Annotated in this window: 17 protein-coding genes and 1 pseudogene; 17 read left to right on the top strand and 1 reads right to left on the bottom strand. The window is 48.3% G+C overall.

The features are described 5' to 3' along the window. The first annotated feature begins 492 nt into the window (after positions 1–492). From WKT11_RS04155 to WKT11_RS04110, 11 genes and pseudogenes are all read left to right on the top strand, one after another. Entirely contained in the window at positions 493–891 is a 399-nt protein-coding gene (locus WKT11_RS04155; protein WP_025486349.1) for a plasmid mobilization protein, read from the top strand. Continuing rightward, entirely contained in the window at positions 863–2,485 is a 1,623-nt protein-coding gene (locus WKT11_RS04150) for a relaxase/mobilization nuclease domain-containing protein (protein ID WP_340282756.1), read from the top strand. The genes WKT11_RS04155 and WKT11_RS04150 overlap by 29 nt, the downstream gene beginning before the upstream one ends. Positions 2,486–2,669: 184 nt before the next feature. Then, positions 2,670–2,861, top strand: a complete 192-nt coding sequence (locus WKT11_RS04145; RefSeq protein ID WP_340282754.1) for a hypothetical protein — start codon at positions 2,670–2,672, stop codon at positions 2,859–2,861. Next, a complete protein-coding gene (locus WKT11_RS04140) occupies positions 2,851–3,594 on the top strand; it encodes a phage replisome organizer N-terminal domain-containing protein (protein ID WP_340282752.1) in 744 nt (247 codons plus the stop codon). Before WKT11_RS04145 ends, WKT11_RS04140 begins: the two co-directional genes overlap by 11 nt. Beyond that, entirely contained in the window at positions 3,591–4,448 is an 858-nt protein-coding gene (locus WKT11_RS04135; RefSeq protein WP_118411737.1) for an ATP-binding protein, read from the top strand. Before WKT11_RS04140 ends, WKT11_RS04135 begins: the two co-directional genes overlap by 4 nt. Next, positions 4,445–4,633, top strand: a complete 189-nt coding sequence (locus WKT11_RS04130) for a transposon-encoded TnpW family protein (protein WP_118411736.1) — start codon at positions 4,445–4,447, stop codon at positions 4,631–4,633. The genes WKT11_RS04135 and WKT11_RS04130 overlap by 4 nt, the downstream gene beginning before the upstream one ends. Before the next feature lie 111 nt (positions 4,634–4,744). Then, complete coding sequence (locus tag WKT11_RS04125) at positions 4,745–6,355, top strand: recombinase family protein (RefSeq protein ID WP_055222985.1); 1,611 nt, start codon at positions 4,745–4,747, stop codon at positions 6,353–6,355. 36 nt (positions 6,356–6,391) lie between these two features. Continuing rightward, positions 6,392–6,475, top strand: a pseudogene (locus WKT11_RS19960) (Maff2 family mobile element protein); the annotation flags it as partial. 163 nt (positions 6,476–6,638) lie between these two features. Further along, the gene (locus tag WKT11_RS04120) at positions 6,639–6,911 is read left to right on the top strand and encodes a helix-turn-helix domain-containing protein (RefSeq protein WP_002593556.1); all 273 of its coding nucleotides are present in this window, start codon (positions 6,639–6,641) and stop codon (positions 6,909–6,911) included. Next, positions 6,871–7,248, top strand: a complete 378-nt coding sequence (locus WKT11_RS04115) for a TnpV protein (protein WP_005927690.1) — start codon at positions 6,871–6,873, stop codon at positions 7,246–7,248. Before WKT11_RS04120 ends, WKT11_RS04115 begins: the two co-directional genes overlap by 41 nt. Positions 7,249–7,277: 29 nt before the next feature. Next, a complete protein-coding gene (locus WKT11_RS04110) occupies positions 7,278–8,240 on the top strand; it encodes a DUF3658 domain-containing protein (RefSeq protein WP_340282748.1) in 963 nt (320 codons plus the stop codon). Between the two features lie 61 nt (positions 8,241–8,301). On the opposite strand, the gene WKT11_RS04105 is transcribed toward WKT11_RS04110, so the two are convergent. Beyond that, positions 8,302–9,108: a helix-turn-helix domain-containing protein gene (locus WKT11_RS04105; RefSeq protein WP_005924756.1), complete on the bottom strand. Its 807-nt coding sequence runs from the start codon at positions 9,106–9,108 to the stop codon at positions 8,302–8,304. 483 nt (positions 9,109–9,591) lie between these two features. On the opposite strand from WKT11_RS04105, the gene WKT11_RS04100 reads away from it, so the two are divergent. The 6 genes from WKT11_RS04100 (at position 9,592) to mobQ (ending at position 13,339) form a co-directional block, all read left to right on the top strand. Continuing rightward, positions 9,592–9,780: a hypothetical protein gene (locus tag WKT11_RS04100; RefSeq protein WP_005927683.1), complete on the top strand. Its 189-nt coding sequence runs from the start codon at positions 9,592–9,594 to the stop codon at positions 9,778–9,780. Beyond that, positions 9,777–10,118 (top strand): DeoR family transcriptional regulator, encoded by a 342-nt coding sequence (locus WKT11_RS04095; protein ID WP_005927681.1) that lies wholly within the window; start codon positions 9,777–9,779, stop codon positions 10,116–10,118. Before WKT11_RS04100 ends, WKT11_RS04095 begins: the two co-directional genes overlap by 4 nt. Then, a complete protein-coding gene (locus WKT11_RS04090) occupies positions 10,111–10,407 on the top strand; it encodes a DUF3847 domain-containing protein (protein WP_005927679.1) in 297 nt (98 codons plus the stop codon). The genes WKT11_RS04095 and WKT11_RS04090 overlap by 8 nt, the downstream gene beginning before the upstream one ends. 294 nt (positions 10,408–10,701) lie before the next feature. Then, positions 10,702–11,022 carry a TfoX/Sxy family protein gene (locus tag WKT11_RS04085; RefSeq protein WP_109258346.1) on the top strand — a complete coding sequence of 107 codons (321 nt, stop codon included), beginning with the start codon at positions 10,702–10,704 and terminating at the stop codon, positions 11,020–11,022. A 31-nt stretch (positions 11,023–11,053) separates the two neighbouring features. Beyond that, positions 11,054–11,572 carry a signal peptidase II gene (locus tag WKT11_RS04080; RefSeq protein ID WP_109258347.1) on the top strand — a complete coding sequence of 173 codons (519 nt, stop codon included), beginning with the start codon at positions 11,054–11,056 and terminating at the stop codon, positions 11,570–11,572. Positions 11,573–11,758: 186 nt separating this feature from the next. Further along, complete coding sequence (gene mobQ / locus WKT11_RS04075; RefSeq protein WP_118392446.1) at positions 11,759–13,339, top strand: MobQ family relaxase; 1,581 nt, start codon at positions 11,759–11,761, stop codon at positions 13,337–13,339. Positions 13,340–13,373: the final 34 nt, after the last annotated feature.

Genomic DNA, 13,373 nt, shown 5'->3' with positions numbered 1-13,373 from the left:
CAAATTTCCAAAAGTTCCGTATTAGACATTGAAGCTAAAAAGGCTGCCATTTTTTTAGACAGCGGGCAAAACGCAGCTTCCGAAACGCCTTATTGTCGGGAAAGACCGAGCCGCCGGAAAAGTTCTTGCCGGAAAGTCCGTCATTTTTGCTTTTTGCGGTGTTGTAGGGAGTAAGAGGAAGAACGCCAGCCCGCAGCCTTTTATGAAAAAGCTGGTTATAGATTTTCTGAAAAAGTGGCAGTAGGAAGTGAACGGCAGTCCGGCAGTTTCTTAGAGCAAGATTCTACCGCAGTACCAAAATTCGCTTTTCGCTCATTTTGCCCCTGCGGGAATCTTGTTGGGGAGTGCCTTCCCCAAACCCTGCTTATGCGGCTTGCGCCGCTTAAAAATCCTTCAAAATATTTTTTCGGATTTTTCAAAAACAGTTCCGCTTCACACCCCGTTTTTCTCCTATTAGTGAGAGGACACCACGCACAGAAAGGAGGTTTTACCATGCGAAAACGATACAACACACCGCACCGCAGCCGGGTAGTCAAAACACGCATGACCGAGGAAGAATACGCCGAGTTTGCCCAACGGCTTTCTGCTTACAACATGAGCCAAGCCGAGTTTATCCGGCAAGCCATAACCGGGGCAGCCATACGCCCCATCATAACCGTTTCTCCTGTCAATGACGAGCTGCTTGCCGCTGTCGGGAAACTGACCGCCGAATACGGCAGGATCGGCGGCAACTTAAACCAGATAGCCCGGACGCTGAACGAGTGGCACAGCCCCTACCCGCAGCTTGCCGGGGAGGTACGGGCGGCGGTTTCCGACCTTGCTGCCCTAAAGTTTGAAGTTTTGCAGAAAGTGGGTGACGCTGTTGGCAACATTCAAACATATCAGCTCTAAAAATGCCGACTATGGCGCAGCGGAAGCCTATCTCACATTTGAGCATGACGAGTTTACCATGAAGCCCACTCTTGATGAAAACGGGCGGCTGATACCGAGGGAGGATTACCGCATTTCTTCCATCAACTGCGGGGACGAAGATTTCGCCGTTGCCTGTATGCGAGCCAATCTTCGCTATGAGAAAAACCAAAAACGGGAAGATGTGAAAAGCCACCACTATATCATCAGCTTTGACCCACGGGACGGGACAGACAACGGCTTGACCGTAGACCGGGCGCAGGAGCTGGGCGAGAAGTTCTGTAAAGAGCATTTCCCCGGACACCAAGCCCTTGTATGCACCCACCCGGACGGGCATAACCACAGCGGCAATATCCATGTGCATATCGTCCTCAACTCCCTGCGGATTTATGAAGTCCCGCTTCTGCCCTACATGGACAGACCAGCCGACACACGGGAGGGCTACAAGCACCGCTGCACCAATGCCGCTATGGAATATTTCAAGAGTGAAGTCATGGAGATGTGCCACCGGGAGGGGCTTTACCAAATCGATCTTTTGAACGGCAGCAAGGAACGGATAACGGAACGGGAATACTGGGCGGCAAAGAAAGGGCAGCTTGCCCTTGATAAAGAGAACGCTGCCAGAGAAGCCGCAGGACAGCCGACCAAGCCCACCAAGTTTGAAACGGACAAGGCGAAGCTGCGCCGGACGATACGGCAGGCACTTTCCCAAGCTACCAGCTTTGACGAGTTTTCTTCCCTTTTGCTGCGGGAGGGCGTGACCGTCAAGGAGAGCCGGGGGCGGCTTTCCTACCTCACGCCGGACAGGACAAAGCCTATCACAGCCCGGAAGCTGGGGGACGATTTTGACAAGGCTGCTGTCCTTGCCCTGCTCACGCAGAACGCCCACAGAGCCGCCGAACAGACCACAGACATACCCGAATACCCACACACCCAAAAGGAACGCTTGCGGGAGGAAAAAGCCGCAAAAACCACCCCGGCAGACAACACCTTGCAGCGCATGGTTGACCGGGAAGCCAAGCGAGCCGAGGGCAAGGGCGTGGGCTATGACCGCTGGGCGGCAAAGCACAACCTAAAGCAAATGGCAGCTACCGTTACCGCTTATCAGCAGTACGGCTTTTCTTCCCCGGAGGAACTGGACGAAGCCTGTTCTGCCGCCTATGCCGCCATGCAGGAAAGCCTTACAGAGCTGAAGCAGGTGGAAAAGACGCTGAACGGGAAAAAGGAGCTGCAACGGCAGGTACTTGCCTATTCCAAGACCCGCCCTGTCCGGGACGGGCTGAAACAGCAGAAAAACGCCAAAGCAAAAGCAGCCTACCGACAGAAGCACGAAAGTGACTTTATCATAGCAGACGCAGCCGCCCGTTATTTCAGGGAGAACGGCATTTCCAAGCTGCCAAGCTATAAAGCCCTGCAAGCAGAGATTGAAAGCCTTATCAAAGAGAAAAACAGCGGCTACAACGATTACCGGGCAAAACGGGAGGAATACCGCCGCTTACAGACTGTCAAGGGCAATATCGACCAGATTTTACGCCGGGAGCGCAATCCTGTGAAAAAGCAGGAACAGGAGCGATAAAAACCGCCCCAAAATGTACCCGAACCCATACAGAACAAGGGGGCTGCCCCGTACCCTATCCGCAATACCAAAGGATTTTTTAACGGGCTTACAGGGCAGAAAAACCCCGAAAATGATACCGAGATGATACAGAATTACCGCCGATACCGCCACACCAGCGGAAACGGCAGAAAGGAGCGTACCAATGCCACGCATGAGCAACAAACGGCGGTTTGAATGGAGCTTTTTCCTCAACCACCGAAAACGAATTACCTATAACGATCTCTGCCGGGGCTGTACCCATAGCTGCAAGCAGAGCTTCCGGGCGGTTATCATACTCTGCCCCCGCTACTACTCCAAACGCCGGAAAAAGGAGGACAGGGACAATGGCAGATAACCGCAAGTATTACTATCTCAAGCTGAAAGAGAACTTTTTTGACAGCGACTCCATTGTACTGCTGGAAGATATGAAAGACGGGATTTTATATTCCAATATTCTCTTGAAGCTGTACTTAAAATCGCTGAAAAACGGCGGCAAGTTGCAGCTTGACGAGAATATCCCTTACACAGCACAGATGATAGCGACACTGACCCGCCATCAGATAGGGACAGTTGAGAGGGCTTTAGAGATTTTCCGGCAGTTGGGGCTTGTGGAGCAGCTTGACAGTGGGGCTTTCTATATGACCGACATTGAGCTGATGATAGGACAGTCCTCTACCGAAGCCGAGAGAAAACGGGCTGCAAGGCTGGAAAACAAGGCACTTTTACCGCCCCGGACAAAAGGCGGACATTTGTCCGACATTCGTCCACCAGAGATAGAGTTAGAGAAAGAGATAGAGATAGAAAAAGAGAGAGAGGGAGAAACGGGACACCCCGTCCCCGCTGCTTATGGCAGATACAACAATGTGATACTGACCGATACAGAGCTTTCCGGGCTGAAAACAGAGCTGCCCGACAAGTGGGAGTATTATATTGACCGGCTTTCCTGCCATATCGCTTCCACTGGGAAGCAGTACCACAGCCATGCAGCCACCATTTACAAGTGGGCGCAGGAGGACGCTGCCAAAGGCAAGGCTGCCCCGAAACAGGGCATACCCGATTATTCATGCAAGGAGGGCGAGAGCTTATGAAAAACGAGATTGAAGCTATGATTACGGACATTACAGCCACTACCGCCGAAGCGGAGGACTACACAGGCGAGGACGGGCTTTTATACTGCGGCAAGTGCCATACGCCCAAAGAAGCCTATTTTTCAAAAGAAACCGCCCAATGGTTAGGGCATGACCGACACCCGACAGAGTGCGACTGCCAGCGGGCAGCCCGTGAAAAACGGGAAGCCGCTGAAAGCCGACAGAAGCACCTTGAAACAGTGGAGGACTTGAAACGCCGGGGCTTTACCGACCCTGCTATGCGGAACTGGACATTTGAGCATGACAACGGCAGAAACCCGCAGACCGCAACCGCCCGTTTTTATGTGGAGAGCTGGGAAACCATGCAGGCTGAAAATATCGGCTACCTGTTCTGGGGCGGCGTGGGGACAGGAAAAAGCTACCTTGCCGCCTGTATCGCCAACGCCCTTATGGAGAAAGAGGTTGCCGTCTGCATGACAAACTTTGCAACAATACTCAATGACCTTGCCGCCAGCTTTGAGGGCAGGAATGAGTATAATTCCCGCCTTTGCAGCTACCCCCTGCTGATACTTGATGATTTCGGTATGGAGCGAGGGACAGAATACGGGCTGGAACAGGTTTATAGCGTGATTGACAGCCGTTACCGAAGCGGCAAGCCGCTGATCGCCACGACCAACCTCACGCTGGAGGAATTGCAGCACCCGCAGGACACGCCCCACGCCCGTATCTATGACAGGCTGACTTCCATGTGCGCCCCCGTCCGCTTCACGGGCAGCAACTTCCGAAAGGAAACCGCACAGGAAAAGCTGGAACGATTAAAGCAACTGATGAAGCAGCGAAAGGAGAGCCTATGACAGAAACCAAACAGACAAGCACCACCAAAACAGACCGCCGCCCGGACTGTGTAACGGAAATCCGCATGGGCAACTCCGTCCTTACCGTTTCCGGCTTCTTCAAGCAGGGCGCAACCGACACCGCAGCCGACAAGATGATGAAAGTGCTGGAAGCGGAAGCTACTACACAAAAAACGGCGATTTGACCGACCATAAAGAAGCAGATTTGACGCTTTTGCCGCTATACAGACAGCCGCCCCATGTGGTACAATCAAGGTACGGAATAGTGGGGCTGGCTGTCGGAAACGGAGGATTTTATGTTAAGACAGACCAACCAACAACCAATTACCGCCCTTTACCCAAGACTTTCCCATGAGGACGAGCTGCAAGGCGAGAGCAATTCCATTTCCAATCAGAAGCGTATCCTTGAAACCTATGCAAAGCAGAACGGCTTTTCCAATCTGCGCTGGTACACGGACGACGGTTATTCTGGTGCGAACTTTCAAAGACCCGGTTTTCAAGCCATGCTTGCGGACATTGAAGCCGGAAAAGTCGGGACAGTTATCGTAAAGGATATGTCGAGGTTAGGGCGAAACTACCTGCAAGTGGGAATGTACACGGAAATGATTTTCCCACAGAAAGGTGTCCGCTTCATCGCTATCAATGACGGAGTGGACAGCGCACAGGGCGACAATGATTTTGCCCCGCTGCGGAATATCTTTAACGAATGGCTGGTGAGAGATACGAGCAAGAAAATCAAAGCAGTGAAACGCTCAAAAGGCATGAGTGGCAAGCCTATCACAAGCAAGCCTGTGTATGGCTACCTCATGGACGAGGACGAAAATTTCATCATTGACGAGGAAGCTGCACCCGTAGTCAAGCAGATATACAATTTCTGCCTTGCCGGGAATGGTCCGACCAAGATAGCCCGTATGCTCACAGAGCAGCAAATCCCCACGCCGGGGACGCTGGAATACCGCAGGACGGGCAGCACTCGCCGCTACCACCCCGGCTATGAGTGCAAGTGGGCAACCAATACCGTTGTGCATATCCTTGAAAACCGGGAATACACGGGCTGCCTGGTAAACTTCAAGACGGAAAAACTCTCTTATAAAGTCAAGCACAGCGTAGAAAACCCGGAGGAAAAGCAAGCGATATTCGAGAACCACCACGAGCCTATCATAGACACCCAAACATGGGAACGGGTGCAGGAGCTTCGCAAGCAGCGCAAACGCCCCAACCGCTATGATGAAGTGGGCTTGTTCTCCGGCATACTGTTCTGTGCAGACTGCGGCAGTGTGATGTATCAGCAGCGATACCAGACGGACAAGCGCAAGCAGGACTGTTATATCTGCGGCAACTACAAGAAACGCACCCATGACTGTACAGCGCACTTTATCCGCACCGACCTCTTGACCGCTGGTGTACTATCCAATCTGCGGAAAGTGACCAGCTATGCGGCAAAGCATGAAGCCCGGTTTATAAAGCTCTTGATTGAGCAGAACGAGGACGGGGGCAAGCGCAGGAACGCCGCCAAGAAAAAGGAACTGGAAGCCGCCGAGAAACGCATAGCCGAGTTATCCGCTATCTTCAAGCGGCTGTATGAGGACAGCGTGACCGGGCGCATATCAGACGAGCGTTTCACAGAGCTGTCGGCAGACTATGAAGCAGAGCAACGGGAACTGAAAGAAAAAGCCGCCGCTATCCAAGCGGAGCTTTCCAAAGCACAGGAAGCCACCGTGAACGCAGAAAAGTTTATGAATGTTGTTCGGCGGCATACCAGCTTTGAAGAACTTACCCCTACTCTGCTGCGGGAGTTTGTAGAGAAAATCGTTGTACATGAGTGCAGCTATGACGAGAACAAGACCCGCAGACAGGACATTGAGATTTATTATTCTTTTGTTGGCAAGGTGGACTTGCCCGAATAACCGTCCGACCTATCCGACACAAGAGCTAAGTGCCGGATAGGAACGGCAAAATTTTTTACACTTCTATTACTTCTTTATCGCACATCAGCAAAGTCCCAGGGGATCAAGCAGTTCATGGCTAATTAGTTGGAACAAAAAACGAAAGGAAAAGCACAATCCAGACGGTATCAGCGGCAGGCTACAAGAATAAATTGTGATTTCACAAGATTGGTGCTATAATAAGAGAAAAGTTCCTGCCGGGGCAGCCGCCCCGGTGGTATAGATAGAAAGGCAGGAAAACAATATGCACATCAGCTATAAGCCACTCTGGCACACACTGTTAGAGCGTGATATGAGAAAAGAGGATTTAAGGCTTGCCGCTGGTATGACAACAAATATGATTGCCAACATGAGCAAAGAGGGAAAGCACATCAGCATGGATACATTAGCCCGTATCTGCGAAACGCTGAATTGTGAGATTACCGATGTGATTGAGTTAGTACCAGACGAGCCTGCTTCCACAGGAGGTAAGGAACATGAGCGAATTGAAACCAAGAATAACGGAAAACGGAATTGATTATATCCTTGTCGGAGATTATTACATCCCGGACTTGAAACTGCCGGAGGAACACCGCCCTATCGGAAAGTACGGACGGATGCACCGGGAATATTTAAGGGAAGTCCACCCAGCCAGATTGAATACATTGATACTGACCGGGGAATTGTGGACATATCTTGCAGACCTGAACGAACAGGCACAGGAACGGTTAGACACCATCATGGAGCAGATGAAAACTGCCGAGGGCGTAACCGAGGAATTGAAGCGTACCCACCAAATGGAATGGGTGCAGCGTTGCAATAACATTCATAACCGGGCAGAAGAAATTGTTTTGCATGAGATGATTTATTCATAACGGGAGCAATTAAATCGGAGGTATATAAGATGATTGAAATTGTATTTGGTGAAAGTGCCTGTGGAAGTTTGAAAATTGCCCAAACTTACGGCAAGGGAAAGTATAGAGGAAGTGCTGTTTCAATATTTATGAGGCATGAAGACGGGAGTGTTCCATCTTCAGATGAAATGAAAAAAGCAAAGCTTCAAGCACAGGAACAAGAACGCATTGCTTGGGAGAATGCTATTCCATTGGGAGGCAAGAGCTGTGATGTTTATTGTTTTGATATGGCTCTTAGTGTGGGAGATATTTCTGATAATGGAATTGGCGAACAGCGGAAAAATGTTTTCAAGAAAATGCTGTCTGTCTGCTTTGTAGAGGATTTAGATTATCAGGTTGAAGAAAAAATACAGAAAATTAAAACTACATTGACCTCAGTGATTGAACGATATGTAGCTGGGGAAGAAATTCGCATTTGGTATAGCTATAATCCAGATGAGCTTTGTGGTATGTATTGGCTTATGAAACAACTTCAACCCTTAAACTGCCAGACAACAATTTATTTGGTTAAGTTACCTACATGGGAATATGGAAAAGAAAATACTATGACATCCAAAATAGCATGGGGCGAGGTCTCTCCTGGCGAATGGGGAAACTATATAACTCTACAAGAGAAAGCTAATCCTGTATTTCTTTCAGCTTGTGCTATGAAATGGAATCAACTTCAAAATGAAAATGCACCTTTGCGTGCAATGTTAAATGGTAAATTGCAAAGCGTTTCAGAAGATATATATGATAGTTTCATTCTTCGTGAAATTGCGGAACAGCCAGAGCAATTCAAAATGGCTATTGTCATAGGTAATGTTTTAGGAAAATATCAACTTGGAATTAGTGATGTATGGATTTCCAATCGCATTGATAAAATGCTTGAAGATGGTGTGTTGGAAATTATACAGGACGCACCAAAGGGAGAAACAAATTATCGCCGAATATTAAGAAAACGAATGAAGTAATAACCACAGCACAAACCGCTGCTACATGGAATCCAACAAACCATGCAACAGCGGTTTTCCTTTACCGTTTTTTCCTCTGGTTGATAGGCGTTCCCGTTTTCTTTGATTTTTGGAGAATCCGAATAAGCCAGCGAAATTCTTCATCTGACAGATTTTTATAGTTGATACCGAGCTGCTTGCAGTAAAGCACTGCCAGTTTTTCCAAACGGCTGCCCTTGAAATTTTCGACCGCTTCCAGATTTTCTTTCAGTTCATTGGCAACAGTGGTCTGGGGCGCACTCTCACTATCCTTTTTATGGGTTTCCCGAATATCCCGGATAATCAGGTTTAGGTCATCCAGAACCATGTGGCTGAAATATTCATCATCACTGATATGGGCGGCTTGCAGCACTTTCAAATGTGGGTCATCTTCGCCAGGGCGATACCGTTCTATGATTTCATGTCGGACAGTATCGACAAGGGTGTTGAGGTTTTGAATCTGCATGGTGGCAATCCCATCCACATAAATCTCAATGTCCGCAAGAAACTTGATAAAGTCCTTATGGGTGGCAAGTTCGCAGAGCAGACGGTTGTTGATCCGACCGCTTTTCAGAAGTGCAACCATTTCATCGTTCAAATGCAGCTCCGTCAGTGGCGTGTTGATCTGCTCCCTGTTCTCTGTCCGGCACAGCAGATAATCGACGGAAACCCCATAGAAGTCTGCCAGCGTGATAAGGTTGCCATGATTGATTTCCTTAAAATCTTCTTTTTCATAACTGCCAAGGGCTGATTTAGAAATACCCGTTAGTTTTGATAGTTCTTCCAGATTTAAGCCTTTGTCCTTGCGGAGTTCCCAAAGGCGTTCCTGTATGCTTGTTGCTCCTTTCATGGGCACACGCTCCTTTCCAACGGTTTCATTGCTGCCGCTTATCTGGATTATATCACACTTTCCGTAATCGTGGAAATTTTTGATTTTTACCCTTAATTCCTACTTTGTGGACATACGGCACAGGGCACAAAAATGTTCTATGATACAGGTAGTTCATCGATGGATTATTCCAATCGAATGACCAGCCTGTGTGGGATATGCTTCCCCGGCGATGTAGCGCCATGAATTTTGGCAGGGATATGGAGGAACCCTGACCAAAACGAGCGTACCAAAGGGAGCGATACGCCGCTGTGAGATTCAGGGGAGGAACGACACCGGGGAGAACTGGCGAACTGACACCGAAATGATACCGAAACACAACAATCTGATAGGGGGACAGTCTACCCTATCGCTGATACTTCGGGAGATTTTAAGCGGCTCTATGGCTGTAATTTTACCGAAAATCGCCCCGAAACCATACACTAAAACGGGAGGAAGCGCAATATGCCGAGAATGAGCAAAAAGAGGAAGTATGAGCTTTCCTTTTACCTCAATGACCGGGGGCGTGTCACTTACAACGAATTATGCCGGAAATGCCAGCATGGGTGCAAGCAGAGCTTCCGGGCGGTTGTGATTGACTGCCCCTGTTATTTATCCAAACGAGCAAAGAAAAAGGAGGAACACACAGAATGAATTTTGAATTTATGACGATAGACACACCATTGCCGCCCTGTATGCCTTTTCCCAGAGCGTTGACAGGATTTCCAGTCAGCAGCACCGCAAAGGTCATGTACTGCCGGATGCTGGACGCTATGCTCTCCAAAGGGCAGGAGGACGAGAACGGAATCCTCTTTGTCTGCTTCCCTGTCACAGCCATTGCCGCAGTCCTGTCCCGCAGCTCCATGACGGTCAAGCGTTCTCTGAATGAACTGGAAACTGCCGGACTTATCATGCGGGTGCGTCAGGGCATTGGAGAACCAAACCGGATTTATGTGCTGATACCGGGAAAGGAGGACGCTGCCCTTGCCTGATACCTCAAAGCTGGAAAAACTCAATCGGGAGTTGGAAAAAAGCGAAAAGAAACTGCGGAAAGCCATCAATGATGAAAAGGCATTGCAGCACCAGTTGAAACAGCTTACCCGAAAGGAACGGACGCACCGGCTCTGTACCCGTGGCGGTATGCTGGAAAGTTTTCTGCAAGAGCCGGAACGCCTGACAGATGATGATGTCATGCTGTTGTTGAAACTCATTTTTCACAGACAGGACACGCAGGAACTATTGAAAAAACTGCTGGAACGGGAGATGCCGGAACCCCCTTAGTTTACTAAGGGCGCAATTATACACCACCCAGAGGTTGGTGCATTGCGTTCTCCGAAGGCTCCTCGCCGGAGGGCTGTGATTTTCCGCAGTCATGGTCTGCTCCAAATCAAACAGGGGACGCTACGCTTCCCCTGCGCTGGCTGCCGCCAGCTACCCTTTTGTGGACTTGCCATCTGGGGACACCTTGCGTTGCAAGCTGTTCCCAGCCGACAAGTTTCATAAAATATGCTATCTTTTCGATAAGCAATAAAGTATAATGAAGTCAGTAATAAATTTAGAAATTGAGGTAAAGTTATGGCATCCAGCAAAGAATATTTAGAATTTATTTTAGGTCAGTTATCTGACTTGAATGAAATTACCTATCGAGCTATGATGGGCGAATTTGTCATTTATTATTGTGGTAAGATTGTAGGCGGTATCTATGATGATAGATTACTTGTCAAACCAGTAAAATCAGCAATAAGTTATATGCCAACGGTTTCGTATGAGTTACCTTACGAGGGAGCAAAAGAAATGTTGTTGGTAGATGAAGTTGATAATAAAGAGTTTTTGACAGGATTGTTTAATGCTATGTATGAAGAATTGCCTACCCCTAAATCGAAAAAGAAGAAATAATAAAATAATAATTTGAGAGGAAGTATTACTGATGGAAAAGTTTAAGCCGTTTATTATACCTGTGGCATTATTGGTTCTAATTGACCAGATGGTTAAAATAGTAATTTCAAAAGTATTTATGAAATACGAATTTGATATAATAGCCAAAGTTTTAAGATTTAATCCAGAACTAAATACTCGTTTATCTTATGCTGGCAATTTCTTCGAATTATTATCAAGTCCGTTTGTTACCATTTTATTGAATGTGTTTGTTTTGTTCCTCTTTTTATCAGGATATATGCTATATCAGGCAAAAAGAGCACATACAAGTTTTTGGGTAAAAATGATAATGATTTGTGGCATATCGGGATGTTTATGTAGCTTGATTGATAAGGTGTTTTGGGGTGGAAGTTTAGATTTTTTGCAGATACCTACCCTTTTTATTTTTGATTTGAAAGACTGCTATCTTACAGTTGCAGAAGTTATATTTGTTGTTATTGGAATTTTGAATAGCAAAGAAATATCGGTTAAAGAGTATTTACATTTTTGTTGTAACAAATTTAGCTTGTAAACTTCTGGTTTATTATTTCTTATACATCGGGTCAACTTGTCCCGAACTTTCACAACTAAATACCCGCCACCTACAAAGCGGCACACCGAGCAGGAAATCTAAAAAAGATCTCCTGCTTTTTTTCTGCCAAAAATGAGGTGGTAAAACTCCACCCCATCCACCAAGCATAGAAAGGAGGGACACAAAATGCCATGTCCACACAACGAAATTTCTATTGTACAGCGAAGCCAACAGCAGTCTGCGGTTGCCGCCGCTGCCTACCAGAGCGGCGAAAAGCTGTTCTGTGAATACGACCAGGAAGTGAAGCACTACCCGGAAAAGCGTGGTATCGTCCACAATGAAATCCTTCTTCCGGCAAATGCCCCACAGAAATATGCAGACCGCAATACCCTATGGAACGCCGCCGAAGCGGTGGAGAAACAATGGAACTCCCAGCTTGCAAGGCGGTGGGTGCTTACCATCCCCAGAGAGATACCGCCTGACCAGTACGCTGTCCTTGTACGGGAGTTTTGTGAGCAGCAGTTTGTTTCCAAAGGCATGATTGCTGATTTTGCAATCCATGACCCCCATCCGCCGGGACACAATCCCCACGCCCATGTCCTGCTCACTATGAGAGCAATGGACGAACATGGGAAATGGCTTCCCAAGAGCCGCAAGGTTTATGACCTTGACGAGAATGGGGAACGGATCAAACTTCCGTCCGGCAGATGGAAAAGCCACAAGGAGGATACGGTTGACTGGAACGACCAGAAGTATTGTGAAATCTGGCGGCATGAATGGGAGGTCATCCAGAACCGCTATCTGGAAGCCAATGACCGCCCGGAGCGTGTGGACTTGCGTTCCTATGCCAGACAGGGGCTTGATATAGTCCCTACTGTCCATGAGGGAGCTGCTGTCCGGCAGATGGAAAAGCGGGGTATCCAGACGAATATCGGAAACCTGAACCGGGAAATCAGAGCTGCCAACAATCTGATGAAGTCCATCCGGCAGCTTATCCAAAACCTCAAAGGCTGGATTACCGAGCTGGGCGAAAAACGGAAAGAGCTGCTTGCACAAAAGGCGGCGGAGGAAGCAACACTTCTTCCCAATCTGCTGATGAAGTATATGGCGATACGAAAGGAAGAACGGAAGGACTGGACAAGGGCTGGACAGAACCGGGGGACTTCACAGGACTTAAAGGCAGTCAGCGAAGCCCTGTCCTATCTCCGGCAAAAGGGGCTTTCCACTGTGGAGGACTTAGAAGCATTTCTGGAATCCTCCGGGAAATCAGCCGCAGATTACCGCAATCAGATGAAGCCAAAGGAAGCCCGAAGCAAAGTGATTGACGGGATTCTTGCCAGCCGGACAGACTGCAAAGAATGTAAGGCTGTCTATGAGAAGTACCAGAAGATATTTTTTAAGAAAACAAAGGAAAAATTCAAACAGGAACACCCGGAGGTTGCCCGGTATGCGAAAGCCACCGCCTACCTTGCCAAGCACCCGGACGATAAGGACAGCACCCAAAAGGAACTGCAAGAGGAGCAGGAAACGCTTCTGGAAGAAATTGCAGCCCTGAAAATACCGTTGACCGAGGTACAGGAGGATTTGAAGAAGCTGCGGGACATCCGCTACTGGGTACGGAAAGCCACCCCCGGCACAGAAGAAAGCAAAGAGCCGCCCAAGAAGCAGCCCCTCAAAGAAGTCTTGCAGGATAAGGCGGACGAGAAAAAAGCACAAAGAACTGCCCCGGTGCAGACAAAACACAAACAACAGGATATGGAACTTTAACAGGCACTTGCCATTTTCAGATTGAGAATGTCAG

Origin of the sequence: Blautia sp. HCN-1074 (assembly GCF_037890165.1) — a bacterium.
Taxonomy (GTDB): Bacteria; Bacillota; Clostridia; order Lachnospirales; family Lachnospiraceae; genus Blautia_A.
Note: the sequence above shows the minus strand (reverse complement) of the source record. Positions and strands in the feature narration are given on the sequence as shown.